At 54.0% G+C, this 25749-nt stretch carries 23 protein-coding genes; 8 read left to right on the forward strand and 15 right to left on the reverse strand.

The annotated features are described in order from the left end of the window. Positions 1 to 203: 203 nt before the first annotated feature. Complete coding sequence (gene ppc, locus QA596_00370; protein MDG5765897.1) at positions 204 to 2999, reverse strand: phosphoenolpyruvate carboxylase; 2796 nt, start codon at positions 2997 to 2999, stop codon at positions 204 to 206. A 285-nt stretch (positions 3000 to 3284) separates the two neighbouring features. Between ppc and QA596_00375 the strand changes: the two genes are divergently transcribed. The 7 genes from QA596_00375 (at position 3285) to QA596_00405 (ending at position 13198) form a co-directional block, all read left to right on the forward strand. Further along, complete coding sequence (locus QA596_00375) at positions 3285 to 3971, forward strand: thymidine kinase (protein ID MDG5765898.1); 687 nt, start codon at positions 3285 to 3287, stop codon at positions 3969 to 3971. Between the two features lie 27 nt (positions 3972 to 3998). Next, a complete protein-coding gene (locus QA596_00380) occupies positions 3999 to 5339 on the forward strand; it encodes a nucleoside transporter C-terminal domain-containing protein (protein ID MDG5765899.1) in 1341 nt (446 codons plus the stop codon). Positions 5340 to 5488: 149 nt separating this feature from the next. Beyond that, a complete protein-coding gene (locus QA596_00385) occupies positions 5489 to 7453 on the forward strand; it encodes a peptidylprolyl isomerase (GenBank protein ID MDG5765900.1) in 1965 nt (654 codons plus the stop codon). Next, entirely contained in the window at positions 7446 to 8339 is an 894-nt protein-coding gene (locus QA596_00390) for a peptidyl-prolyl cis-trans isomerase (GenBank protein MDG5765901.1), read from the forward strand. Before QA596_00385 ends, QA596_00390 begins: the two co-directional genes overlap by 8 nt. A 98-nt stretch (positions 8340 to 8437) precedes the next feature. Next, entirely contained in the window at positions 8438 to 9835 is a 1398-nt protein-coding gene (locus QA596_00395) for a peptidylprolyl isomerase (GenBank protein MDG5765902.1), read from the forward strand. Positions 9836 to 10022: 187 nt separating this feature from the next. Continuing rightward, the gene (locus tag QA596_00400; GenBank protein ID MDG5765903.1) at positions 10023 to 11021 is read left to right on the forward strand and encodes a MoxR family ATPase; all 999 of its coding nucleotides are present in this window, start codon (positions 10023 to 10025) and stop codon (positions 11019 to 11021) included. A gap of 38 nt (positions 11022 to 11059) precedes the next feature. Next, on the forward strand, positions 11060 to 13198 hold the full coding sequence (locus tag QA596_00405; protein MDG5765904.1) for a VWA domain-containing protein: 2139 nt from the start codon (positions 11060 to 11062) through the stop codon (positions 13196 to 13198). Positions 13199 to 13445: 247 nt separating this feature from the next. On the opposite strand, the gene QA596_00410 is transcribed toward QA596_00405, so the two are convergent. From QA596_00410 to QA596_00420, 3 genes are all read right to left on the reverse strand, one after another. Beyond that, positions 13446 to 14690, reverse strand: coding sequence for a hypothetical protein (locus tag QA596_00410; protein ID MDG5765905.1), 1245 nt, complete (start codon positions 14688 to 14690; stop codon positions 13446 to 13448). Positions 14691 to 14726: 36 nt separating this feature from the next. Continuing rightward, a complete protein-coding gene (locus QA596_00415; GenBank protein ID MDG5765906.1) occupies positions 14727 to 15251 on the reverse strand; it encodes a hypothetical protein in 525 nt (174 codons plus the stop codon). A gap of 144 nt (positions 15252 to 15395) precedes the next feature. Further along, entirely contained in the window at positions 15396 to 15938 is a 543-nt protein-coding gene (locus QA596_00420) for an adenine phosphoribosyltransferase (GenBank protein ID MDG5765907.1), read from the reverse strand. 166 nt (positions 15939 to 16104) lie between these two features. Between QA596_00420 and tadA the strand changes: the two genes are divergently transcribed. Beyond that, positions 16105 to 16569 (forward strand): tRNA adenosine(34) deaminase TadA, encoded by a 465-nt coding sequence (gene tadA / locus QA596_00425; GenBank protein ID MDG5765908.1) that lies wholly within the window; start codon positions 16105 to 16107, stop codon positions 16567 to 16569. Positions 16570 to 16620: 51 nt separating this feature from the next. Here the strand turns inward: tadA and nadD are convergent, their stop codons facing one another. The 11 genes from nadD to sufC form a co-directional block, all read right to left on the reverse strand. Further along, complete coding sequence (gene nadD, locus QA596_00430) at positions 16621 to 17229, reverse strand: nicotinate (nicotinamide) nucleotide adenylyltransferase (GenBank protein MDG5765909.1); 609 nt, start codon at positions 17227 to 17229, stop codon at positions 16621 to 16623. A 4-nt stretch (positions 17230 to 17233) separates the two neighbouring features. Further along, positions 17234 to 18052, reverse strand: a complete 819-nt coding sequence (gene bamD, locus QA596_00435) for an outer membrane protein assembly factor BamD (protein MDG5765910.1) — start codon at positions 18050 to 18052, stop codon at positions 17234 to 17236. 24 nt (positions 18053 to 18076) lie between these two features. Continuing rightward, entirely contained in the window at positions 18077 to 19066 is a 990-nt protein-coding gene (locus QA596_00440) for a polyprenyl synthetase family protein (GenBank protein ID MDG5765911.1), read from the reverse strand. 58 nt (positions 19067 to 19124) lie between these two features. After that, positions 19125 to 20150: a type 2 isopentenyl-diphosphate Delta-isomerase gene (gene fni / locus QA596_00445; GenBank protein MDG5765912.1), complete on the reverse strand. Its 1026-nt coding sequence runs from the start codon at positions 20148 to 20150 to the stop codon at positions 19125 to 19127. 13 nt (positions 20151 to 20163) lie between these two features. Next, complete coding sequence (locus QA596_00450) at positions 20164 to 20787, reverse strand: DUF2480 family protein (GenBank protein MDG5765913.1); 624 nt, start codon at positions 20785 to 20787, stop codon at positions 20164 to 20166. A 19-nt stretch (positions 20788 to 20806) separates the two neighbouring features. Continuing rightward, positions 20807 to 21145 (reverse strand): iron-sulfur cluster assembly accessory protein, encoded by a 339-nt coding sequence (locus QA596_00455; GenBank protein MDG5765914.1) that lies wholly within the window; start codon positions 21143 to 21145, stop codon positions 20807 to 20809. Position 21146: 1 nt separating this feature from the next. Then, positions 21147 to 21701, reverse strand: coding sequence for a NifU family protein (locus QA596_00460; GenBank protein ID MDG5765915.1), 555 nt, complete (start codon positions 21699 to 21701; stop codon positions 21147 to 21149). 62 nt (positions 21702 to 21763) lie between these two features. Beyond that, the gene (locus QA596_00465; protein ID MDG5765916.1) at positions 21764 to 22219 is read right to left on the reverse strand and encodes an SUF system NifU family Fe-S cluster assembly protein; all 456 of its coding nucleotides are present in this window, start codon (positions 22217 to 22219) and stop codon (positions 21764 to 21766) included. A 157-nt stretch (positions 22220 to 22376) separates the two neighbouring features. Continuing rightward, positions 22377 to 23633, reverse strand: coding sequence for a cysteine desulfurase (locus QA596_00470; protein MDG5765917.1), 1257 nt, complete (start codon positions 23631 to 23633; stop codon positions 22377 to 22379). Then, positions 23633 to 24970, reverse strand: coding sequence for a Fe-S cluster assembly protein SufD (gene sufD, locus QA596_00475; protein MDG5765918.1), 1338 nt, complete (start codon positions 24968 to 24970; stop codon positions 23633 to 23635). Before sufD ends, QA596_00470 begins: the two co-directional genes overlap by 1 nt. Then, entirely contained in the window at positions 24970 to 25737 is a 768-nt protein-coding gene (gene sufC, locus QA596_00480; GenBank protein ID MDG5765919.1) for a Fe-S cluster assembly ATPase SufC, read from the reverse strand. The genes sufD and sufC overlap by 1 nt, the downstream gene beginning before the upstream one ends. Positions 25738 to 25749 lie beyond the last annotated feature (12 nt).

Consider the following 25749-nt stretch of genomic DNA (forward strand, 5'->3'; position numbering starts at 1 on the left):
TGCCGATGGGTTGGGGTGATCGGGCAGCCCGCCGCAATGCTCCGACAGGCAGAATGCCGCTGAAAATCGCAGTTTATCGTATTGGCAGACATGATAGCGTATTTTATGCTGCATTGCACCATTGCTGTTCATTACCCGCCTGCCACCTGTAGCCGCAGCCCCTGATCCTGCTGCAATAACCGCCCGATCCCGTTTTATGAGTCTCAGCCGGTACTCTGCATTCCGGCTGCAATTCCGTTGATACTGGAAAATAGCGCATGACGCAGCCGGGAGCTTTTTTCCTTCCTGTTCCGCTGCATTAGTTCAATCTGCAGCAAATTGAGCACATCGGTGTATGGATTGCGCAGCTGGATGGACTTCCGAATCACCGGGTTGGATGTCAGCAGCTCCTCCTCCCCGGAGATGCTCAGCAGCACCCTGCGGGCTTTGCTGAATTCCTCTTCAATAACATGATGGAACTCTTTCTCCACCTGCCGCGAATAATACCTGGCGATGTCGAGATGGGCCCTGGCCAACTCACGCTGTGCATTGTCGATCACCGAACGGAAAAAACGTGACTCCCCGTACAGGTTTTGCATCCGTTCCAGGTCATCGGGAAAATCTTCAAGATAGGAGTCGAGAGCCGAGCCGATGCCGAACCATCCCGGCAGATTGTAGCGGGTCTGTGTCCATGCAAACACCCATGGAATCGCGCGAAGATTGTCGAAATCCACCTCCTTGCCGGACTTCCTTGAAACCGGACGCGAGGCGATCGGCAACGCGCTGATAAACTCAATGGGCGTGATGGTGGTGTACCACTGCCAGACCTCGGTCTTGCGGGTAAACTCCATGTACGATTTCATCGAACGAGCCGATATTTCCTCCATCATGGCCACGGCCTGTTCATCATTCTTGAATCGATGTGTTTTCTTCCGGCCGGCCCTGGCTGTCGACTGGATCATGGCATTCACGATCTGTTCAAGGTGCCGGCGCGCAATACTCGGCAGCGCGTAGCGGAAAGAGATGACCTCCCCCTGTTCGGTAAAACGGATTTTTCCGTTATGGCAAGCCTGGGGCAGACCGAGCACTGCCTGATTCGAGCGCCCGCCTCCGCGTCCCACGGTCCCTCCCCTGCCGTGAAACAGCCTGCAGGTCACATCATGGTCCCGGCAAACCGTAGCAAGGTCTTCCTGGGCCTTGTGAAGCGCCCAGTTGGCCATCCAGTACCCGCCGTCCTTGTTGCTGTCGGAATACCCCAGCATAATCTCCTGAAACATTCCGCGGCTTTGCAGATGCTTACGGTAAATGCCATCTTCAAAGAGGCGGGCCATCACCTCCCGGCTGGCATTCAGGTCTTCAACCGTCTCAAACAGCGGCACCACATCGATCAGGGTGTCCACACCGGCGTGGGAATACCGCCAGATACCGGTCTCCTTGGCGATAAGCAGCACCTCCATGAGATCACTGACGTCGTGGGTCATGCTGACGATGATGCTTCCGATCGCGTTTGGATCGCGCTCCAGGGCCTTGTAAATCACGCGGAATGTAGCCAGTAGATCAGACGAGGTTTCGCCAAGCCGGGTGTTTTTCGGAATCAGCGGCCGGGGGCTTCTCAGCTCCTGTTCCAGCAGCTCCCGCTTCTTTTCTTCCTTCATGTTACGGTACCCGGTGGCCACCCCGGCAGATTCCAGCATTTCGGCAACACAGGTGCCGTAGATGTCGCTATGCTGACGAATATCGAGCGCCGCCATATGATACCCGAATGTCTTGATCTGGTAGTGCAGCTTCCGGAGGGATCCACGGTCGGCCAGCTGGCGGAAGCCGGCCTGGCGCAATGCCGAGATGAGCTGCTCCACATCATCCAGAAACACCGGTATGGGATAGGGGCCGGCCTCGGTGGATGCCATATCGAGCAGAGAGCGGCGCTGCAGCATCAGTTTGTGCTGCATAAAATGGACTTTAAGACGATAGGGCTCGTGCCAGTAGTCGGCAGTTTTCAAACCGGTATCACACACTTCTTCATCGCTCTTTATACCGTCGATCAGAACCTGCGGAACTTCCATGTGCCGGGAAGAAATGCTCAGTTCGTACCAGACGGCGCTCAGGGCCTGCTCATACCGGTTAAACGCCGATTCATAATGCAGGCGGAGCGTCTCCCCGGTCATTTCCGAAGTAACCCTGGGGTTGCCGTCGCGATCGCCGCCGATCCAGCTGCGGTATTTCAGAAACGGAGGGAGCTCCGGGCGCTTGCCGTAATAGATATCGGCGGCATCCTCCAGGTCGGAGTAGATTTTCGGCACCGTATTCCAGATGGAGTTGCTCAAAAAATAGAGGCCGTTGCGCACCTCATCGTGCACACTCAGGCTGGATGGACGGACATCATCGGTCGATATCAGAATACAAATCTGTGAAAACAGTTCTGAGAGAAGCTGTTCCTTTTCGGATGGGATCAGCGACTCGTTGTTGAGCCTGAGGATCAGGCTGGAGATGTTCTGCTGGATGTGCAGGATACTGCGGCGGCGGGCTTCGGTCGGATGCGCGGTCAGGGTAGGCTGGATATCCAGGCTGGCCAGAATGCTGGTGAACTCGAAATAGGTGAGGCCCGCTTCCCTGATGTAGTGAATCGCCTGCATCACCGATTCATCCCGGGGGTGGTCTTTATCGGCATTGAGCTCCCGCTCCCGGTTGATTCTGGTGATCTCGATCTGCTCGGCCCGATTGACCAGGTGAAAAAACGAGGTAAACGCCCTGAGAAGCCAGTCCATCTGGTTGGTTGTCAGGGCCGCCAGTGTCTGCTGCACCTCGGACCGGAGAGCACCGGCGTCCTGCCCTTCCTCATAGGCCAGTTTGCATCTGGCCCGAAGGGATTCCACCATGTCGAACATCTCCTCTCCCGCCAGGTCTCTGACGGCGTGCCCAAGCATTGAGCCCAGCAGATTCACATTGCGGCTGAGAGGCCGGGAGATGCCCTCTCCTTCCGCCTCAATGTCCAGTCCCTTCCATTCTTGCATAGGTCCCATGCTGTAAGTCCCGTTATTCTGATTCATTGTTATCATCCGCCCGGGGCCGCACACAGGTGCAGGCGGGGCCGGGGCCGACGTCTTTGCCCGCCGGTAAATATAACATTGTTCCGGACATGGATGAACCTCACCGGGAAAAAGTCTTTTGAAGATTCCATTTTTCTTTTTACGAATCGGCAGATATATTGCGCTCCATGTATCCTGCCACACCGATTCCGGCGGTACATTGGCCGGTCCGGCAACACCTATTTAAACGCCCTTTGCGTAACCAGTTAGAAAACAGATATGCTCAGCGAACCTACGATTCTCTCAAAAAAAATCGGCTGGATTGAAGTCATATGCGGAGGCATGTTCAGTGGCAAAACCGAGGAGTTGATACGGAGGGCGCGCAGAGCCCAGTTCGCGGGTCAGCATGTGGTTATTGTGAAGCCGGAAATAGACAAGCGCTATGACGATGTGAACGTGGTTTCGCACAATGCGACCAGACTGCCGGGCATTGTATCGGCGACGGCCGATCAGATCGTGCTTATGACCGGCAACGCAGAGGTGGTCTGCATAGACGAAGCGCAGTTTTTCGACAGCCGCTTGGTGGATGTGGCCAATACGCTGGCCAATAACGGAAAGCGGGTCATTATCGCCGGGCTGGATATGGACTTCGAGGGCAAACCTTTCGACCCCATGCCCGACCTGCTGGCCGTCGCCGAATATGTGACCAAACTCCATGCTATCTGCGCCGAAAGCGGCATGCCTGCCAACTACTCCCAGCGGGTAGTAGAAAGCAGCCAGAGGATACTGGTCGGCGAAGCCGAAGCGTACGAACCGCGGGCGCGCCACTGCTTCCGGCCGCCGGTCGACGCTCCGAAACGCAAGAAGACGATCGCCTTCAACCAGGCCGGAGGTTCCAAAGGAGCTTCCGGAGAGACCGCCGAAAAAGATGACAGCCCCGCCCAAACAACCTCCGGCCGGGATTAATGCTCATTTCCTAATAACCGTTGTTACATGGATTTTACCGACTTACTCCGAGGCATCATCGGCATGGCCTTTCTCATCGCCCTTGCCACTTTGTTCAGCAGAAACCGACGAAACATCAACTGGCGGCTGGTCGGAACAGGGGTTTCCATCCAGGTAGTCCTGGGGATCTTCATCCTGAAAGGAGAACAGATGGCAGAGTGGTTCTCGCCGCTGGGTTGGCCCAAGGAGCTGTTTCGATTCATCTCCTCTTTTTTCGTTCTGATACTCGATTTCACCACGGAAGGAGCCCAGTTCATCTTCGGTGATCTTGCACTGAGTCCCGGCATGGACGGCAGCATGGGCCATTTTTTTGCGTTCCAGGTGCTGCCTACCATCGTCTTTTTCGCCTCCATCACCACCATTCTCTACCATTACGGAATTCTTCAGGCGATCGTCAAGGGGATGGCCTCCGTAATGAGAAAGCTGCTTGGAACCTCGGGGGCCGAGACTCTGAGCGTCACCGCCAATATTTTTATCGGCCAGACAGAGTCGCCCCTGCTCATCAAACCCTACATTGAAAAAATGACCCGCTCGGAGCTGTTGACGGTCATGACGGGCGGGATGGCCACAATCGCCGGTGGCATCATGGCTGCCTATATCCAGATGCTCGGGGATGCGTACGCCGTTGCCAACGAAGTCACCCTCACCGTCGGACGCCAGCTTTTCGCCGAGCAGCTGCTGGGTGCCAGTATCATGGCGGCTCCCGCAGCCATTGTGATCGCCAAAATCTTCTATCCGGAAGATGATACCCCGGCGACCATGGGGGATGTCAATATCAGTGTTGAAAAAACCGATGCCAACGGCATCGACGCGGCATCGTCGGGTGCCGCCGAGGGACTTCGTCTGGCGCTGAATGTTGGTGGAATGCTGCTCGCTTTCATCGCGCTGCTGGCTATGATCAACTCCATGTTCATGTGGTTCGGGGATACGGTTGGCCTCGAACGATTCTTTCCCGGGTTCACTCTGACCATGCAGTCGCTGCTCGGCATTATCTTCGCGCCGCTCATGTTCATTCTGGGGGTTCCCTGGGCCGACGCGGTAACCGCCGGATCCATGCTGGGAACCAAGATTGTCCTGACCGAGTTCATCGCTTATTCCGACCTCTCGGAGTTCATACGAATGGAGTCCCTGGATCCGAAAACCATCGCCATGGCCACATTTGCCCTTTGCGGTTTTGCCAATTTCGCCTCCATTGCCATCCAGATCGGGGGGATCGGCGGGCTCGCGCCGTCAAGAAAATCAGAGCTGGCCGAGTTTGGAATCCGGGCCGTCGCTGCCGGTACCATGGCCAACCTGATGTCCGCCACCATCGCGGGCATTCTTTACTGATACAGGTACAGTAACTCCGTACATACTATCAGGAAAGAACCGGCGTTTTGCTACGGAATAGTGGATAAAAATGCTATCTTTATAGCTTGAAAGAAATACGCCTTTTTGACATTAAACCCTAATTGAACCAAGTCATTATTTCACAGCATATGTTTCGAATTATTGGTATGGGCGTCATTGCGACGCTGCTCCTCACAACCGGGTGCACCCTGTTTGAATCCTCCAGAAGCACATCAGATGAAAAAACGGTTGTCGGAAAGATCGGTGGACAACCCGTCACTCTGGATGAATTGACCGCCCAGTACAATAAATCAAGCGCGATGATGGGCGATGCTGAAGATGCCGACGGCTTGAGGGAGTTTTTGCCGCTGTACATGGACTACCGGCTGAAACTGGCCGTTGCCGAAGACGCCGGTTACATGGAAGATCCGGAAATCCTTGCGGAACTGGAGCAGTATGAGCGTCAATCGGCCTACCCTTACTGGCTTGAGCGGCATATTAGAGACCGATTGCTCGATGAGCTCTACGAGCGGTCGAAGGAGCTGGTGCATGCACAGCACATACTCATATCCATTCCGGAAAACGCAGCGCCGGCCGACACCGCCTGGGCGTACGAAAAACTGATGGAGGTTCGTGAGCAGTTTCTTGACGGTGAAGCGGAATTCATGGACCTTTCCAACGAGCACTCGAGCCGCCAACGCGGCCAGAGCATGGGAGGCGACCTTGGATATTTCAGCGCGGGATGGGCTGTCAAGCCCTTTGAGGATGCCGTCTATTCGCTGAAACCCGGCGAAGTGAGCATGCCGGTACGCAGCTCTTTCGGCTATCACCTCATTTATCTGCTCGACCGAAGGGAAACTGGTCCGGATAAACATTTTTCCCATATTTATTTCATGACCCGCAGAACCGGGCAACCGGTCGACTCGATTATGGCAAGAGCCGAAATAGCCCACGAAGAGCTGGAGCAGGGCGATGCCTGGAGCTTTGTGGTTGAGCGCCATACCGAAGACGAGCAATCCCGCCTTGCCGATGGAAACATCGGATGGGTTGAGTACGGAAGGTATGATCACGCGTTCACCGACACGATCATGCAACTTGAAAACCCCGGTGACTATACCCGGCCCTTTGTCAGCCGTTACGGCATTCACATTGTCCGCCTGGATTCGATCAGGCAGCCCTCGGAAGCAGAGCACCGCAGTGAACTGGCCGAGAGGCTCAAACAGCTCCCCCGTTACCGGGAAAACGAGCAGGCCGTACTCGACAATGCCGCGGAAATCGGTAACGCCCGGTTCCATACTCAAAATCTGAATGCGCTCGAAGACTACCTCCGCTCCAATGAGTTCGAGAATCTGAACGAACTTTCGATCCCGGACTCCCTGCTTAACAAACCGGTGTTCTCTTTCCATACGGTCACCAAGGACGGAGCCGCATTCGTGGAATGGCTTGCCGAGAGCTCAGGTGCGGGAAATAACCCGGACTACCACCACCGCCAGGCACAACGCTTCCGCGACCATGTCATTGACGATCAGCTCCTTTCACTTACACGGGAACACTTTTCCGAATTCAAGGAACTCAGCAAGGACTACCACACCGGCCTTGCCGTGTTTCGGGTCAATGAAGACTCCATATGGACCTACGCGCGTCAGGATACCGCCAGGCTTCGCCAGATCTTTGAAGAGCAACCTGACGAATACCACTATGACCGGCGTTATCGCTACGTGAGACTGTCGGCCAGAGCGGACAGTACCCTGGACATGGTCCGGGAAAGAATTGTGGCCGGAGAACCCCTGGACAGCATCCGCAATGACTTCGCGAATGTGGTCATTCGCAGGGATATTGCCGCCAGCCTCGAGAACGAACCCTATTCCCGTCTGCAGGGGCTGAGTGAGGGCGAGTTTTCCGAATATTTCGACCATCAGCGCCGCCGTACGGTCATGTACCTTGCGGAAGAGCTGGAAGCCCGCCCCATGACGTTTGATGAAGCCTACAACAGGCTGGTCACGGAATACCAGCCGATTCGCGAAAGAGAGTGGCTGGAAGCGATGCGGGCCAAATACCGGATGGAGTATTACCCGGAAGCACTGAAAGCCGGACGAAACGGTAACCATGACTGACTCTCTCCGTTTTATTCTGATACTGGCCATAGCATTGTTCCTGGCCTCCTGCGAACATCATGTGCGCGATGCACATGATGTGTTGCTGGCCGAGGTAGGCAATGAGGTGCTCACGTTGGGTGACATTCGGAACAACGTCTCGCCCGAACTTTTTGCACAGGACAGTATCAGTGCAATTCAGGAGTATCGGAACAACTGGATCCGCCGACAGCTGAAAATTCGCGAAGCCCGGCGCCTGGGACTGCATGAACAAGAAGCCGTCGAACAGCGAATTCGCCGGGCGCAGGAAACCATTCTTGTCGACGCCTACAATGAAGCGGTATTTCTCGACCTGAAAGACAGTCCCGTAACACGTTCCGAAGCCCAGACCTACTACGAAAGCAACAAGGAAAAATTTGTACTTGCGGAGCGGCACGTTCGTTTCAGACATATGATGACGAACACCCTCAACGAAGCCCAGAATGCCAGGAATGCCCTGCAGCGCGGACAGAGCTGGAGAAATGTAACCGAGACGTACTCGGTCAATCCCCGGCAGACATACCGGCATTCCACCCGGTTTTTCGCGATCTCTGATGCTGCCCGGGGTTACGAGCCGCTCAACAACTTTCTGCAGGTCATTGGCGTCACCGAGATATCCCCCATCAGACGCATCGGTGATCATTTCCATTTTGTTCAGCTGATGGAGACCCGTGACGCGGGCGAACACCCCGAGATGGAGTGGGTCATCAACCAGATAACCGAGTGGCTGGAGATTGATCGAAAACGCAAACAGTTGCGGGCATTGGAAGAGAACCTGTTTCTTCAGGCACAGGCCAACAACGAAATCGTCATCTACGACATTCGGACTCCGAACCGGGAGATTGACATTGTTACAGACAGTTTGTGATCTGCTTTCATTCACCCGACTCCCGGATCACAGCGATTCATAAAAACCAGTAAGGTAGTACATTACATATGCGTTATCCCCTTATCATACTATTGATTATGGCAACAGCCGGTACGGCACTGGCACAACAGCAAAAGCGGATTGCCGACCAGATTGTGGCCGTAGTCAACAACCATATCATCCTCAAGTCCGATGTCGACCAGCGCATGTTCGAGTTCATGCAGCAGCAACAAATCCGTGAATTCGACGAAGCCATCTGGTACCATGTACTCGAGTCGATGATCGATAACTACGTTCTGGTTGAAAAAGGAAGAATTGACTCGGTTGTCGTGAGTGACGCCGAGGTGGAGCGGCAGCTTGATGACCGAATACAGCAGTTGGTCAGACAAGTGGGCAGCGAACGGGAACTGGAGCGGGCTTTTGGTCAGCCTATCGTTGAAATCAAGGCCGAGTATGCCGATGAATTCCGCAGAGAGATGCTGGTAAACCGTGTTCGGCAAAGCCGACTGGAGCGCATCAACATAACCCGGCCCGAGGTGGTCGAATTCTTTGAAAGCATACCTACGGATTCCCTGCCCGTAATTCCCGAGTCGGTAGCACTGTCACAGATAACCGCAATCCCGCCGCCGAAACCTGATGCCAGGGAGAATGCCCGCCGGCTTGCGGAGCAGTTGCGGGACTCCCTGATCAACCACGGCGCAAGCATGGAGGAGCTGGCCATGCGCCACAGTGACGGCCCGACAGCCAGCCGCGGCGGGGGCTTGCCGATGGTTTCGACCAGCGATCTGCTCCCGGAATACGCCGCAGCTGCCGCAGCCCTGGAGCCCGGTGAAATTTCGGAAGTCGTCAATACCCGCGAAGGCCTGCACATCATCCGCCTGAACGAGCGTAGCGGGCAGAACATTTCCACACACCATATCCTTATTACGGTCGATGAAGTGGAGCTTGACGAAGAGTTTGCTATTGAAAAACTTACGGCGATAAGGGACAGTGTGATGCACCACGACAGGTCCTTTGCCGAAATGGCGCGCAAACATTCCGAGGATCCCAATACCGCGCCGGCCGGCGGACGCCTTATGAACCCGCGTACCGGACAGCGCAGTATTCCCGTCAACGAACTCGATGCTTCTTTGTACAGGCTGGTCATGCTGCTGGATGAAGTCGGAGATATCTCCCCGCCGCGGTCATACCGGTACGGAGAGGAGGAACGAACAGCCTACCGCATTGTTAAACTGAACAACCGCATCGAAGAGCACAGAGCCAACCTGGAACAGGATTATTCGCTGATAAGAAGCTTTGCCCTTCAGAATAAACAGCAGCGGGTCATGGAGGAGTGGATGGACCGGCTTCGCAATGAAATGTATGTCGAGTACCGTATCTCCGTGCCCGATACCGACCTGGATATGGATCTGACACCTCCCATTCCGGAGAGCCCGGAGGATATACCTGACGATCAGCCTGTGCAGCAGCCAATGCCTCAACAGCCGCCTCCGTAATTGCCTTCCACTCTGTGAGCAAGGGAAGTCCATTTCGGAAAGAGACTCCGGCCCTGTTTGCCGAAGTGCAGCTTTCGGCTTCTTTTTGTGCAACCTGGCCGCGAACCATACCCGAAGCTGCCTGAAGTGCACCAGACACCGGACAGGCCCCGAACTCTGTAACTACGAAATATAAACCACTTCTTATATGCCTAAGCAACCTGATTTCAGCAATGTAGAAATGGCCGAGTCATTCAGAAACCACTTTCAAACCCTGCGTGATGAAATCGGGAAAGTGGTTGTCGGACAGAATGATATCGTTGAACAACTGCTGATCAGCCTGTTTTCGCAGGGGCACTGTATCCTCGTCGGTGTACCCGGCCTGGCCAAAACCCTGCTCATTCGCACGCTCTCTCAAAGTCTGAGCCTTTCTTTCAACCGAATCCAGTTTACTCCGGATTTGATGCCTGGCGATATTACCGGTACCGAAATTCTCGAAGAGGACCATTCCAGCGGCAAAAAAGTGTTTCGCTTCATTCACGGTCCCCTGTTTGCCAATATCATCCTTGCCGATGAAATCAACCGGACACCTCCCAAAACCCAGGCGGCACTGCTCGAATCGATGCAGGAGTACCATGTCACTGCCGGCGGTCAGCGCCACGATCTGGACAAGCCGTTTTTTGTGCTGGCAACGCAGAACCCGATCGAGCAGGAAGGAACCTATCCGTTGCCGGAAGCACAACTTGACCGTTTCATGTTCAATCTCTGGCTCGATTACCCGGCATTCCAGGAGGAACTGGATATCGTGAGTCAAACCACCGCACCCCGACACGTGGAAGTGAATCCTGTGCTCGATGCCGGTCAGATTATGGCCTACCAAAAGCTGGTTCGCGAGGTTCCGGTACCGGACAGCGTTCTGGAGTATGCCGTCAGACTGGTTTCCCGGACCCGTCCGAAAACCGCCGATGCCCCCGACTTCGTCAATAAGTACATGAGCTGGGGAGCCGGACCCCGCGCTTCCCAGTATCTGATTATCGGGGGCAAAACCCGCGCCCTGGCCCAGGGACGCTTCAACGTCACCGAAGATGACATCCGCCATCTCTCCATTCCCGTCCTGCGCCACCGCGTGGTTACAAACTATGCCGCCGAAGCCGAAGGCCACACCACCATCGCGCTCATTGAACGCCTGCTAGACCACAGCGGCTGATAACTTACCGCTCACGCAACAGGCCGGTAGTCCCTGCTATGGATATTCAATTTGACGGTTTTCAACAATCTGTTTCCCTCACGTGGGCGGTACTGCTCCTGGTTGTTGTTCTGGGTATCTCCTACTGGACCTACTTCCGGGTGGAGGGCCTCACCCCTGCCTTCAGGTGGATACTCACCGGCCTTCGGGCCGCCGCTTTCACACTGCTTCTGCTGCTCCTGCTCAATCCGGTTATAGCCCTCCATGATCAACTCACTCACCCGCTCAGAATCGCGCTGGTGCTGGACAACAGTCAGAGTACTGGCATTGAGAAAGGGCAGTACCGTGGCGCCGAACACTACGAAGAGATCATCCGGCAAATTGTACCGGGCGAGGGCGAACGCTTCCGGCATGTCGATATTTCCTCCTACGGATTTGACGCGGATTTCTTCCCGCTAGAATCCCCGTTCGACCTGGACTATTCCGGCTCACGGACCAATATTGACCATGCTCTTACCGGCTTTATGGATATTTTCGACCGGGAGGAGGCCGTTATTCTCGTTACCGACGGCATCGTTACCTCGGGACGTGATCCCTCTGCTTCCTCTTCGCGCATGCCGGTCCCGGTATTCACCGTTGGAATCGGAGACACAACCCGGCAAAACGACATTGTTGTGCAGCGGGTGTCCAGCAATCCCACCGCTTCCCTCAACAGTACCCTCAGTGTGGAGGCCTCGATCCTCAATGAAGGCTTTCCGGATCAGGATATTGCCGTTCAGCTTCGAAGGGACGAGGAAGTGCTGGATGAGGCAACCATCCGTTCATCCGAACAGCGATCGATTCAGCAGGTTCGGTTTGAACTCGCACTCGAGGAAGAGGGGCTTCAGCAGTTCAACATCCATGTTCCCGAACTGGAAGGCGAATGGACCGCGGAGAACAACACCCGCTTTTTTTCGGTGAATGTTCGTGACGACCGGATCCGCATTCTTCACCTTGCATTCGAAGTGCATCCGGATGTCAGGGTCGTGCGCTCCTTTCTGAGGGAGGATCAGCAAGTATCGTTGGAAAATCGAACCTGGACAGGCGGTGACCGTTACGTCGAGGGAGAGCTACCGGATCGCCCCGACACGCTGGACCTGGTCATATTACACGGTTTTCCGCACACCGATCTGCCCGCTTCTGAAGCCGCTGCCGTTGCCGACCGCTTTGGCGAGAACGCTCTTTTCATCATCGGATCGCCCGGTCAGGAGGTCAGGAGGCTTTCTGCCCACTTCCCCGGCATACTCCCCCTGCAGTTTGAGGATGGCTACAGCTGGCACGATGTGAGTATTGCCATTGCAGCGGAGCACGCCGGACATACCATTCTGGACTTCGACAAGGCTGATGATTTCCGGCCGGAATCGGTCGGCGGAGGTATTCGAAACGTGACGGTTTCTGCCGGAGCCGAAGTGCTGCTGCAGAGTGTCTACCGAGGCAGTCGGACCAATACGCCTTTGCTCGGCGTACGAACCGCCGGCGACCGGCATATCGCGCATTTGAACGGTTACGGGTTTTTCCGGTGGGCCCTGAGCACGAGGAATGAAACCCGTGATTTTTGGGAGCACTTGTTGAATAATACCACCAAATGGACAGCGGCACGCCCTGATGATGAGTTACTCGACCTGAGGCCGTCCGATCCGGTTTTCCAGGCGGGTGAACCAGTGATACTCGATGGTTTTCTGAGAAACGAAGCGGGAGACCCGGAACCAAACGGAGTGGTGGAAGTTGAAGTTGGGCAGGAAGGCCGCGAATCGCGCCGCTATGTTATGAGCAACGAAGGTGAAGGACGATATCAGTTGGAAATTACCGGTCTGCCGGAAGGTGTCTACGAATATGAGGGAACGGCAAGCCGTTCGGATCGTGAAATCGATACTCGCAGCGGCCGTTTTACGATCGGTGGAGTCAACCGGGAGTATGTAAACACCATCCGCGACGATGCCGTACTCGAGCAGATAGCCTCCTTGTCGGGCGGCCAATACCTTCCGCATGAAGAAGCCGCTGATCTGCCGGATCTGCTTGAAGAGAGGCTTGGTTTCGAACAGCGAACCGAGACCGTCACCCGCTCTATTTCGCTTCACCGCCACCCGATCTGGTTTATTCTGCTCATTGTGATGCTTACCGCCGAGTGGTCCTTGCGCAAATACAAGGCGTTGGCCTGAGGCTCATCTCATCCAGCCAACCAAGTTCACCATTTTATCGCGTTTTCACCCGGTATATGTTGGCCCGATACTCCTCTCATCCAGCCGCATATGTATCCGGCTATATCCGACAAAAAAAAAGCCGAACCTCGAGATGAGGTCCGGCTTGATAAACATCATTTGCCGCAAGGCTGACTCGCCTCAACGCGGAAGGTATTCATTCAACTTTCCGTGAAGAGCCGGTCTTGCGATTCGCGACTTCAGGAGTCTATTTCCTGGTGCGCTCACGCAGCCAGAGGCCAAGCAGTACAAGAGCGATTATAATGGCAAGGCCGAGAAGAATCGCTGTGGTATACGATGTGGGCTGAGCCTGAAGCTTCCACTCGGTGAGCTTCTCGTCGATAGTATTGAAGTTATCGTACGTCAGCATGTTAGCCGAAACGAGGTACTCCTGCCAGCGGGGCTTCACATCGTTAAACCAGAAGTCGGCGAAGTTTTGGTAGCGTGCCACTTCCTCTTCGCTGCCGTTCTCTTCCGCACGTGCGATAGCTTCGTCAAGATAGGTATTCAGCGATGTGTAGAACTCCAGGGAGTTGCTGAACGGGGCAAGATTGATGCCGTTCTGTTCGAACCCTTCTGCGAGGGTTGTCCATGCGGCGTCATCAATCAGCATTTCCCACTCGTCAATCTTCTCAACGATACGTGTGAGGCGTTCCTGGCGGTTGGTTTCGGATACATAAATCTCGGCGAGATCATGGCCCATGTTCTGCCACATTCGCTCAAACTCAACCTGTACACCGTACAGCTTCAGGAAATCCTGGGTGCTGAGTTGTGTATGGGTATTGAGGAAATCGATGTTGTTATCCACAACCGTCTCGATGAAGCCGAACACGTTCTGGGCATCGATTTCAAGCGCGAGGCCACGGCGTTCTGCGGGGGAGAGAGACTCCAGGTCAACGTTTTCATACGCGACGAAGGTGGAATCCACCATTTTGATGATAAACGCGTCGCGCTGATCCAGCTCCTGGCGAAGACGTCGGGCCTGGGCGGCATTGGCGTCACGCGAGCGGCGCATGGCTCTCAGCTCATTATTGAGCGAGTCCGCTTTTTCCTGATAGCGGGTGGCATCCGTAGTCAGTTCGGCAATTCGCTCCTCAAGAACGATAACGGTATCCCCTTTCTCGGCAATCATGGCTATACGTGCACCGGTAGCCTCGGTCAATTCCCTGAGGTTGGTGATGCGCACATCAAAGGTTTCGGGATACAGAACGCGGTTGAGCAGTTGTCTGTGATCGTTGTAACGATCTTCCATTGCGTTAACGGCCTCGTGCAGAGAATCCGCCTGCTCTTCGGTTTGAATACGTTTCAGACCCTCAAGAACTTCCGCATGATCCTGATCGAAGTTCTGTTTGATCCGAAAATCAGACTGAAATTGTGCCTGTACCTGGCCGGTAAAACCGATTGCAAGTACGAGTAATCCTGCCAGTACAGTTTTAAAATTTAGCTTTTCCATTGTTCTTTAGTCTTAATCGTAGCTTAAAATTTCGGTTTAATTAACGATGCCATTAATCGTCAGGCGATAATCAATACCTTCGTCAACCAATTGGATATGAGGGCTGCGCTGATTAAACGCCGGGTTTGCCAGTCCGGTGCTGGAAACACGGATGGTCTCCTCGAGATCCATGGCACTTTCCTTGGCTTTAAATACATATACATTCCGGAATCCCGGAGCTGTGACGAAATAGTACCCGTCGCTGCTACGAATAAGTCGCACTTCCGCAGGTAAGGAAGCACCCTCTCCCCGCTCCTTGACGTTAAGCGGAGTTACATCGAAGCTGATACCCATGCGTGGATCTTCAACATTTCCATTAGCATCAGGTGTCATCACTGATTCCATGGGCTGTGCATATTCCACACCGGTAAGTGTCAGGGAAGGACCGCAAGCAACCGTAAAAACGAGCAAGGTTGCCGCCGAAATATTCCCCAGTAGTCTGAGATGTTTTTTTGAGACCATTTTTTTGTGCGTTAAATGATTGATTGTTCGTTTTTGTTTTTTGTTCTTGTTGAAACTCAAAAATTTACCTGATAATAGTGGCAATCAGGAGACAGTTTATTGGGTGAAAATATCAAAAAAAAGCACAGAATAAAACAAGCGTTGAAACAATATCACATATTGTTTTGAATTTTGTTCCAGTTTTCTGATTTCTTCAACACTTTATCAAACTTTTACGAGTGATTCTATCATGACATCCGTTTCTAACTGACTCCTGCCGTTGAGAAACGTCAGTTCTACAATGAAAGAATAACCAACGACCGTGCCCCCCAGTTTTCGGATCAGGTTTGATGCCGCCCTGGCAGATCCGCCGGTGGCCATCAGGTCGTCGTGGATAATAACCCGGTCACCCGGTTTGATGGCATCCGCATGCAGTTCCAGCGCGTCGGTGCCATATTCCAGCTGGTAGGTCTCAGAGATGGTATCCGCCGGCAGTTTTCCGGGCTTTCGAACCGGAACAAAGCCCGCGTTCAGATCGGTGGCAAGCCTCGGGCCAAGCAAAAAACCGCGCGATTCAATACCTGCCACGATATCCACTGACTCCGTTTCAAAAGGGGCCAGCAACAAGCGGGAAGCCAGTTTTAGTGTTTCCGGGTCCTTCAACACCGGTGTGATGTCCTTGAACAGGATTCCTTTTTTCGGGAAATCGACAATATCCCGAATTTTTTCCCGAATGCGGTTACTTTGATCGGAGTGCTGGTCGGTCATAAAAACTCTAACAAATTAGAAATGAAAGCACATGATAACGAAAATGAAGATTTTTTAAAATTCTGATTCTTCTGATTCGGCCCATATATTGCACTACTCTGCTTGCACCCAGGTTACCAGCTGTCTGTCATTTGTCATCTTCTCTTCTGCCATGTTACCAAACGAAATGAACCATCTGTTCCCGTCGGATAGTGAACGCTTCATGCGCCAGGCCATGAATGAAGCCCTGAAAGCAGCGGATGCGGGGGAGGTTCCTGTCGGGGCGGTTATCACCTGCCGAAACCGTATCATCGCCCGTGGCCATAACCAGGTGGAGATGCTCAGCGATCCCACGGCTCATGCCGAGATGATCGCAATTTCAGCGGCTGTCCAGCACCTGGGCGAAAAATATCTGAACGAGTGCACCCTCTACGTAACGCTGGAACCCTGTCCGATGTGTGCCGGAGCACTGGTTTGGGCAAAACTCGGCCACATGGTGATCGCCGCCCAGGATGAAAAATCCGGAGCTTGCGGCAGCATCTTCAATATCGGGGCACACCGAAAGCTCAATCATCAAATCCAGATTACCTATGGCGTGTTGGAAGACGAAAGCGAGGCTCTGCTCAAAGAGTTTTTCTCCGGGCTTCGTTGAAAACACCCCGGTGGTATGGATTTCCACTGGCGGCGAAGGAGATAACGCGTGTTAATCCGGCAGGCCGAACGGTTTCTCTTCCCGGTAGAGGCCATGTTTTTTAATATATGCGGCAACTTCAGGGTGAAGGTCACGGGCAGATTCCTCATGTCCCGATGCCATCCTTTCGCGAATATCTGTTGAAGAGACCTCAACCGGATCGTGTTCACAGAAATGGACGCTAAAGGCGGAGAGTTCGTCGGGAACATCCAAAGAGACTCCGGGCCGCTCGGCAACCAGCAGTTCCGCCTTTTGGCCAATGCTGCGGTAATCAAACCAGTTTGGAAGATCCTGCAGAGAGTCGCCGCCGATACAGAGAATCAGGGAGCGATCCGGGTAACTCGCCTTCAGATACGACAGGGTCTTGAGCGTGTAGTGAGGCGGAGTAATGCGTTGCTCGACATCCGAAAGGCTTACCTCTGACCGGGTGCCGAAGACAAGTTGCAGCATGTTCCACCGGTGTTCAAAGGGAGCAAGCGATGCGACATGTTTGTGGGGCGGACTTGGAGTTACAATAATCCACAAGTCATCCAGGTGATTGGAGTGCAAAAACGAATGCACCAGCGCTTCATGTCCGCGATGGACCGGGTTGAAGGTACCGAAGAAAAGTCCGGTAACCATCGGTTCAGCGTCCGGCGGTTATCGTGGCCAATTCAGCAAGGCCGTCCAGAGCCCGGTTGTAATGCTCCTCGGCTTCAGGCCGGTTTGGTCCCCTCGGAAAGATCTGCACATAGGATTCGTAGCTTTCGACCGCTTTTTCGAATCGTTCCTGCTGCCGGGCACGGACACTGTTTTCGGCATACTCCACATAGGCCAGAATCCGATTGGCCAACGCCTTTTCCGCCCATTGGCTCTCCGGGTAGTTATCAACCGTGAGTCCGTAATAAATGGCGGCCGATTCATACTGGCCGATCCTGAAATACATTTCGGCGGCGTGGAACATCTTTTTAGCCAGCTTGTCTCTCAATTCATCCATGTATCCAGCTGCCTCTTCGGCGAATTCGGAGTCCGGGTACCGGGTAATAAATAGTTGAAACCGGCTCAGCGCATTATAGGTCTCGGTCTGGTCGAGGTTGAATCTCGGGCTCATCCGGTAGTGGCTGTAAGCTTCCAGGAACTCCGCTTCCATCCTGCGTTCATCGGTGGTGTAGTTTCTGGCAAACCTGCGAAATTCACTTGCTGCAAGCAGGAAGGATCTGTTCTGGTAGTGACTTTTAGCCAGATAGTACTGTGCATCGGCCGCCAGAGCGGTTCCCCTTGCAATCGAAAGGACCGTCTCGAAGGCATCCACAGCCTGGGAGTAGCGCTCCCGGTCATAAAACCCCATGGCCTTCTCGAATGCCACCTCCAGGGTGTCGCCAGGCTTTATCGCCTGTCGTGAGCCGCAGGATGCTATCGTAACCAAAACCAGCAGCAGTGTAATAAGTTTGATAATGTTCGGCATAAAAAACAGTTGGTGTTAAGCCCGTTATTGATCTCGTATCTTCAACTTGTCCAGCAGCACTTTTATTTCATGGCGGTATTCGGAATCCTCGAAAATCCCCAATTTTTCAAGTGCTATTTGATAATTCCGCTCAATTTCCGAGGCAGCATCCTCAATTACTCCGAGGTCATGGTAGCACCGGATCACTTCTGAAATCGCCCCATCTCCGGCCTGTCGGTTACCCAGTGTTTCGGCAAGCATTCTACGGCCGGCGTCATCCGCCCGTTCTGTTGCGAGGATGGAAAGATACGTCTTTTTTCCCTGGATGATGTCACCGCCCACGCGCTTGCCAAATTTCCCCGTATCGCCGGTGGCGTCGAGCAGATCATCCTGTATCTGAAATGCGATACCGGTGTGTTCTCCGATATCGGCACAGTTATTTTCGGCGTCGGAATCAGCTCCAGCAACAATCGCTCCCATCTGCATGGAGCAGCGAATAAGGGCGGCGGTCTTGGCGTGGATCATTCCGATGTACTCACCCAGCCTCACATCCGCCCTTTTCTCGAAATCCATGTCCATCGCCTGGCCTTCACAAACGGTTTGGGTGGCCTCGAGAAGGCAGTGCATCAACCGGTCTTTTATGTTACCGGGGAAGGAGTTCTTGCCGTCATGCCCGATGAGCGTTCTCAGTGCCATTACAAATAGCACATCCCCGGAGAGGATGGCGGTCGATTCATTCCATTTCCGGAAAACGGTCGGTTCTCCCCGCCTTGTATCCGCCTGGTCCATGATATCATCATGGATCAGTGTAAAGTTGTGAAGCATCTCAACCGCCACGGCCGCGGGAACAGCCCCCGAAGGATCCTCTCCGCACAACCCGGACGCGATGAGTACCAGACGTGGACGAAAACGTTTCCCGCCCTGAGCCATGGTGTACCTGACAGGTTCATACAGTGAGTTCGGTTCTGCAGTTGATGACAGAGCCTTGAACCCGGACTCCAAAAGCCGGTCCAGATATTCGTTTGTGCTATTCAATACAGACAGCCGTTGCGTGAAGGGTTACAGCTTGTGAAGATACAAAAAACTCCGGGACTCACCTCATGGAAACCCGGCGAAGGTGGATCATGTCCAGATCCGTGGGCCGTTCGCATCCAAGCAGGAAAAGTATGGTCCTGAAATCCTCCTGCCACTGTTTATACAGGGTCTCGAGGCCGTCGTAACCGTGATCCAGTACCACCCGGATTACCGGCTGGGCAACAGCGGCTATGACAGCTCCCATGCACAGGCTTTTGGCAATATCTTCGCTTCCGCGAATACCCCCGGATGAGATAAGCTCACACCGTTCATGAACGCTCTCCCGGGCGGAGAGCAGACAATCGGCGGTCGGAATACCCCAGTTATCGGTGAAATGGATCTCCTGCGGATCGTTTCTCATATTTTCCACCTTGCCCCAGCTTGTACCGCCGGCGCCCGCAACATCCACGGCGGCAACACCGCAGTCGATAAGCTGCTCAATCACTCCCGGTGACAGCCCCGCCCCGGTCTCCTTTACAATCACCGGCACTTCCGTATCCGTTACCAGGGTACGGATCCCTTCCCGGATACCGCTAAAATTCCGGTCGCCCTGTTTCTGGCGCAGTTCCTGCAGCGGATTGAGATGTACGATGAGGGCATCCGCCCGAATGGTATCGTTCAGCAGCGATACCTGCTCTTTCGAGAGGCCGTTTACCAGCTGTGCACCACCGATATTGGAGGCGATGAACGCGGAGGGCGCTTCATTTCGCACCACTGAAAACGTATCCGTCAGCGAGGGATCTTCCAGCATGGCTCTCTGGCTCCCGACACCGAACGGCAGATTGTACCGTTCACAAAAGGCGGCGATAATGGCATTTACCGGAGTGGCTTCGTGATGTCCGCCGGTCATAGACGAAATAAACAGCGGAAAACCGAACCAGCGGTTTAAAAAACGGGTGTCACAGGAGATATCCTCCTGGTTCAGCTCTGCCAATGCATTGTGGATAAAATCATAGCGCTCGAACCCGGTCGTTTTCTCGTATGCGGCGTTTCCCGTACGGGTTATCTCGAGATGGTGTATTTTTCTACTGCCTAATTCATCCATGAATCACGTTTTCTTATGCACGATAGACCGGCACAAATGAGCATGCCTCGCCATACATCAGGCGTTCTACATAAGGTAAGAGTTTTTGCGTAGCATATAAATAGACGGCCGGAGGCAGTTCCATGCCGGCGCATCCCTTGAGCAAAACCCGCTTTCCCTTGAAACGTGACCAGTCTTCGGCATCCAAGGCCTTTCGAAACTGCTCAAAGCGTACCTCTTCCGGCGTGCCGAATACCACATCCGAAGCCACTCCTCTGAGGTGAGCCGCGACCAGCATGTAGGCCCAGGAGGCGACAATGGCATCCGAAGAACAATACACAGCCACCATTTTTCCTTGATAGGCGGAACCGTCCAGGTCGTTGAGCGCCTCACGGAACATTTTTTCCTTCAGAATAAGCTCCATGTGGAGGTAGTCTTTCAAATCGAACGGGACGATGTCGTGTCCGGCGTACCAGTCCTCCAAATCCAGTGTGATCAGTCCCGAACGGGCCACTTTGTTTACTACCGGTGTTGACTCACTTGCTGCCATCTTTTTGTCATCCAGTTTTTGTCGGACTCCGGCGACCTGTGAAGACGCAATCCAGGCCCGTCCGGTACAGCCCCCTGTTGTTGTGTGCGATGTGTCTATATTGCTCAACCGGCACCCAGCCGGTACTTTACACGGAAAAGGATTCCCCGCAGGAGCAGGTGCGCGCAGCATTCGGATTCACAAAATGAAACCCTTTTCCCTCCAGACCGTCGGAGTAATCCAGCTCCGTGCCGGCAAGATAGAGAAAGCTTCTCATGTCAATGACCACGCGGATTCCATCGACATCAAACATCTTGTCCTTTCTCTCCTCGGAAGCGCCGGATTCATCAAAATCGAGTTTGTATGTAAGTCCGGAGCACCCTCCGCCGACTACACCAATCCGCAGGGCGGTATCTTCGGAAGCTCCTTCGCTTAATCGAATGTCCCTGATGCGTTCCCGCGCATTTTCACTGATCTTTATTGCCATATTACACGGACTCTATACGAATGTTCGGATCGATTCTTCTGGCCATACTCTCGATGGCATACAGGGTACCCGTAGTGGCTGTCGGGCACGTTCCGCAGGCTCCCTGGTAGTGAACTTTCAGGACATCGTCCTTCAGGCCGATCACTTTGAGTCCGCCGCCATCGGCAAGCAGATACGGCCGGACCTGCTCATCCAGCATTTTGTTGATTTCTACGAGGCGGGGGTCGTCGGAGTTTTGCGCCTCTTCGCTCACATTTACGTTCGGATCGTCGGTTTCAAGCTGCTCAATGGCTTCGGCTTCCCGGATCGGCGGTGCCAACTGCCTGAGCAACGTATTCCAGTCGATGCCACCATCCTGGGTAATCGTGATATAGCGATCCACGTAATAGACGGAAATCACATGCGGAATAGTGAACAATTCCGAGGCGAAGGGATCGGCTACGGCCTCTTCCGGCGATTCATATGAGCGGGTGACACCCTGCGAAATCGGCTCACGCAGTACAAACCGCATGGCGTCCGGGTTGGGTGTTCTTTCAATTTCGGCAATCTTGGGCATGATACTATCTTTTCGTTAATGCATAATCACGGTTACAACGCAGCGGCAACCGCGTCCTTGTGCTATTCGGTAGAAACTTTTTCTCTTCCCTTCAAGGCGGCATTCAGCGTATGCCATGAAAGCGTAGCGCATTTGACCCGTGCCGGAAGATTGCGGACACCGGCAAAGACTTTCAGCCTTCCCAGGTCATTGGGTTCGGTTTCCGGATCCATCCGCCCCTGTGTCATATCCTGGAACTGTTGAAACAGCGTTTCGATTTCATCCACGTGCCTTCCTTTTACTATGGTGGTCATCATGGAAGCGGAGGCCTTGGAAATCGCGCATCCGTCACCGAGAAAGGTTACGTCGGTGATGATATTTTTTTCATCAATATTCACGAACACTTTCAGTTTGTCGCCGCACAGGGGGTTATGACCGAGCGACTCCTGATCAGCAGGTTCAAGAGCCCGATAATTCCTTGGTGTTTTGTTGTGATCCAGCAGAACCTGCTGGTAAAGCTGACTCATTTTGTCATTCATGTTGCGGCTGCGCTATGTTTCAAATATCCTTGCAGATGCTCTTTATTTTTAATGGCCGCCCGCCGGCTTACTCATACCGGAGCTTTGTCTGTTGCCGCCGATAGCGGTTGTGGATGGCATGCTGCCGATGCGATAATAAGCAATTCCATTTCATATCTCACCGAAAAAGTTCAACGGTTTTGTGCAGCGCGGCAACCAGCTGATCGATCTCTTCTTTACGATTGTACATCGCCATGGACGCACGCGTGGTAGCCACAACGCCCATACGCTCCATAAGCGGCTGTGTGCAGTGATGGCCTGTCCTCACCGCCACTCCTTCCAAATCCAGGATGGTACCGATGTCATGCGGGTGGATACCGTCCATCACAAAAGAGATTACCGCAGACTTCTGCGGCGCGGTTCCCACTATTCGAAGCCCCTCGATGGCCGACAACTCACGGGTTGCGTAGTCCAGCAGCTCCTGTTCTTTCCGGTGGATGGCATCGTAGCCGACCGACCGGATATAGTCCGCTGCCCGGCCCATCCCGATGGCTCCGGAAATGTTCGGTGTTCCCGCCTCGAACTTGTACGGGAGATCGCTGTAAAGCACTTCGTCGAAAGAGACGCTCAAAATCATGTCGCCGCCGCCGCGGTAGGGCGGCAGGCCGGAAAGCATCTCCTCCCTGCCGTAGAGAATCCCGATACCGGTCGGGCCGTACATTTTATGGCCGGAAGTGGCGAAAAAGTCACATCCGATCTCCTGCACATCCACCTGAAGGTGAGATACCGCCTGGGCGCCATCCACCAGAACCGGCACGTCATGGTCGTGCGCGATACGCGTAATCTCCTTCACCGGATTGATGGTGCCGAGGGTATTGGAGACATGGACGATCCCAACCAGCCTGGTTCGATCGGAAAACATGGATGCGTACGCGTCCATGTCCAGCACGCCGTCATCACCGATCGGAATGACTTTCAGCACCGCGTTTTTCTCATCACAGAGCATTCTCCAGGGAACAATATTGGAGTGGTGTTCCATGGTACTGATGATGATTTCATCCCCCTCGCCGATCTGGCTCCGCCCGTAGGTCTGCATCACCAGATTCACCGCATCGGTGGCGCCGGAGGTGAAAATGACCTCCCTGGCACTGCGGGCGTTGATCAGCTCCCGGATAGATTCGCGCGCCGCTTCCATGGCACCGGTGGCCTCCTGGCTGAGCAGGTGAACGCCTCTGTGGACGTTCGCATGGTACCGGCTGTGATAATCGGTATAAGCCTCCATCACCTGCACGGGCATCTGGCTCGATGCGGCGTTGTCGAGAAAGGCCAGCGGCTTGCCGTGGACTTCCCGCTTCAACACGGGAAAATCATCACGGCAGCGTTCAATATCGACGGTCACGTCATTGTGTTTCGGTATGGATGCGGCGTTGCTCATCAGGCATACTGCTTGATTGACTTGCTTTGGCGGGTGAAATTCTCCACTTCCTTACTCAGCCGTTTCTGAATGGAATCGACCGGAATGGATTCAATTACATTCAGGGCAAAGCCATAGGTGAGAATTTCGCGGGTCTGCGCTTCCCGAAGGCCTCTGGTCTTGAGGTAAAACACCTCCTCGGGATTCAATTGTCCGATGGTGGCACCATGGCTGCAGGAGACATCATCGGCGAAAATCTCAAGCTGCGGTTTGGCATAGGCCGTACCCGTGTCGGAGAGCTGCAGATTCCGGTTTTCCTGGAAGGCATCGGTTTTCTGGGCGTCCTGCCTGACAAAAATCTTGCCATTGAATACCGACGTGCCGTCGCCGTCGATGATACATTTGTGCAGCTGATGGCTTGTGCAGTTCGGCATGGTGTGATCCATGATACTGTGGGTATCGGAAAGCTGGTCGCCGTTGACCATAACCAGTCCGTCCAGGGTAGCATGGGTGTTTTCGTCCGTGAGCACCGCCTTCACATCACTGCGTGACAGGTGCGCGCCGAGCTGAACCGCATAGGACTTGTAGTCGCTGTCGCGGCTGATGTCCGCGGCCAGGCGCGAAATGTGATAGGCATTTCTGCTGTCACGCTGCAGTTTGACATGCGTCATATGCGAATTTTCCGCGAGCTTTATCTCGGAAACCGGTGAGTTGAAATAGACATTGTCTCCCAGTCCGATGTGATCCTCGACCACGGTCATTTCGCTGGAGCGGTCCCCCACGATCAGGCTTCGCGGTGCAAGCATGTACTGTTTGTTCTCATCCGTATTGATGAAAAGCAGCTGGATGGGCTCCTCGATCTTCACCGATTTGGGAACATAGATAAACGCGCCGTCACGGAAAACCGCCGTGTTCAGCGGGGCAAACGGATCATCTTCCCATTTGGCGTACCGGCCGAGATGCTCCAGCGCAACCTCATTGCCGTCACGGAGTACATCGGCCAGATTGGCAACGATTACCCCTTCGGGAAGCTGGTCGGTTTTCGAGTACTGCGCACTGTAAACCCCGTTGATAAAGGTGAGGTGGTGGTGCTCCGCCTCCGGATAGATGTACCCGGAGACATCATCCGGCAGGTTGGGTGTCTTGATTTCGGCCGGCGGTACAAACGTTTCGTTGTCAAGCGATTTGAGATTGCAGTACTTCCACTCTTCGTGACGGGGCGTCGGAAGCTCCTTGCCGGAAACCTCCCGGCGGGCCTCCTCCTGAAGCTCCGCAAGCTTCGGGTGCAAAGGCTCAATCTGACCGAAATTCCCGATCAGTCGATCCAGAAAAACTGTTTCCTTGGTGATATCTGACATTACCTGGCCTCTCCGTTTACTTCCGTGTTGGCAGTTACCCATTCGTATCCATGCTCTTCCAGCTCAAGTGCGAGCTCTTTTCCACCCGACTTGCGGATGCGTCCGTTTACCAGAACATGGACATAATCCGGTGTGATATAGTTCAGGATTCGCTGATAGTGTGTCACGAGAAGAACCGCGTTCTCTTTTCCGGACAGTTTGTTGATTCCTTCGGAGACGATGCGCAGAGCGTCGATATCCAGGCCGGAGTCGGTTTCGTCAAGCAGCGCCAGCTTCGGGGCGAGCACTGCCATCTGGAGAATCTCGTTTCGCTTCTTTTCACCTCCGGAGAAACCGGCATTGACATTACGCTCCAGAAATTTGGCATCCATCTCGACAAGGTTGAGCTTCTCGGTGATATAGTCTTCAAACTCAAGAGGATCCAGCGGGTCGAGCCCCTGCTCTTTCCGGATTTCGTTATAGGATTCGCGCATCAGCATGGAGTTGCTGACCCCGGGGATTTCCACCGGGTACTGAAACGCCATAAAAACCCCTCTGCGGGCGCGCTCATCCGGCTCCATTTCGGCCAGGTCCTCACCCTCATAGATTATTTCGCCTTGTGTGACTTCATAGGAAGGGTGTCCGGCGATGATTTTCGCCAGGGTGCTCTTGCCACTTCCATTGGGACCCATGATCGCATGGACTTCGCCAGCTTTGATTTCAAGGTCAATTCCTTTCAGGATTTCTGCTCCGTCCACTTCTGCGTGGAGATTTTTGATAGTCAGCATGTATGTCAGTCT

The organism is Balneolales bacterium ANBcel1 (assembly GCA_029688905.1).
Taxonomy (GTDB): Bacteria; Bacteroidota; Rhodothermia; order Balneolales; family Natronogracilivirgulaceae; genus SLLW01.

Coding starts and splice junctions, on each gene's coding strand:
- ppc (MDG5765897.1), bottom strand. CDS start 2,999: ATGGGACCTATGCAAGAATGGAAGGGACTGGACATTGAGGCGGAAGGA.
- QA596_00375 (MDG5765898.1), top strand. CDS start 3,285: ATGCTCAGCGAACCTACGATTCTCTCAAAAAAAATCGGCTGGATTGAA.
- QA596_00380 (MDG5765899.1), top strand. CDS start 3,999: ATGGATTTTACCGACTTACTCCGAGGCATCATCGGCATGGCCTTTCTC.
- QA596_00385 (MDG5765900.1), top strand. CDS start 5,489: ATGTTTCGAATTATTGGTATGGGCGTCATTGCGACGCTGCTCCTCACA.
- QA596_00390 (MDG5765901.1), top strand. CDS start 7,446: ATGACTGACTCTCTCCGTTTTATTCTGATACTGGCCATAGCATTGTTC.
- QA596_00395 (MDG5765902.1), top strand. CDS start 8,438: ATGGCAACAGCCGGTACGGCACTGGCACAACAGCAAAAGCGGATTGCC.
- QA596_00400 (MDG5765903.1), top strand. CDS start 10,023: ATGCCTAAGCAACCTGATTTCAGCAATGTAGAAATGGCCGAGTCATTC.
- QA596_00405 (MDG5765904.1), top strand. CDS start 11,060: ATGGATATTCAATTTGACGGTTTTCAACAATCTGTTTCCCTCACGTGG.
- QA596_00410 (MDG5765905.1), bottom strand. CDS start 14,690: ATGGAAAAGCTAAATTTTAAAACTGTACTGGCAGGATTACTCGTACTT.
- QA596_00420 (MDG5765907.1), bottom strand. CDS start 15,938: ATGACCGACCAGCACTCCGATCAAAGTAACCGCATTCGGGAAAAAATT.
- tadA (MDG5765908.1), top strand. CDS start 16,105: ATGAACCATCTGTTCCCGTCGGATAGTGAACGCTTCATGCGCCAGGCC.
- nadD (MDG5765909.1), bottom strand. CDS start 17,229: ATGGTTACCGGACTTTTCTTCGGTACCTTCAACCCGGTCCATCGCGGA.
- bamD (MDG5765910.1), bottom strand. CDS start 18,052: ATGCCGAACATTATCAAACTTATTACACTGCTGCTGGTTTTGGTTACG.
- fni (MDG5765912.1), bottom strand. CDS start 20,150: ATGGATGAATTAGGCAGTAGAAAAATACACCATCTCGAGATAACCCGT.
- QA596_00455 (MDG5765914.1), bottom strand. CDS start 21,145: ATGGCAATAAAGATCAGTGAAAATGCGCGGGAACGCATCAGGGACATT.
- QA596_00460 (MDG5765915.1), bottom strand. CDS start 21,701: ATGCCCAAGATTGCCGAAATTGAAAGAACACCCAACCCGGACGCCATG.
- QA596_00465 (MDG5765916.1), bottom strand. CDS start 22,219: ATGAATGACAAAATGAGTCAGCTTTACCAGCAGGTTCTGCTGGATCAC.
- QA596_00470 (MDG5765917.1), bottom strand. CDS start 23,633: ATGAGCAACGCCGCATCCATACCGAAACACAATGACGTGACCGTCGAT.
- sufD (MDG5765918.1), bottom strand. CDS start 24,970: ATGTCAGATATCACCAAGGAAACAGTTTTTCTGGATCGACTGATCGGG.
- sufC (MDG5765919.1), bottom strand. CDS start 25,737: ATGCTGACTATCAAAAATCTCCACGCAGAAGTGGACGGAGCAGAAATC.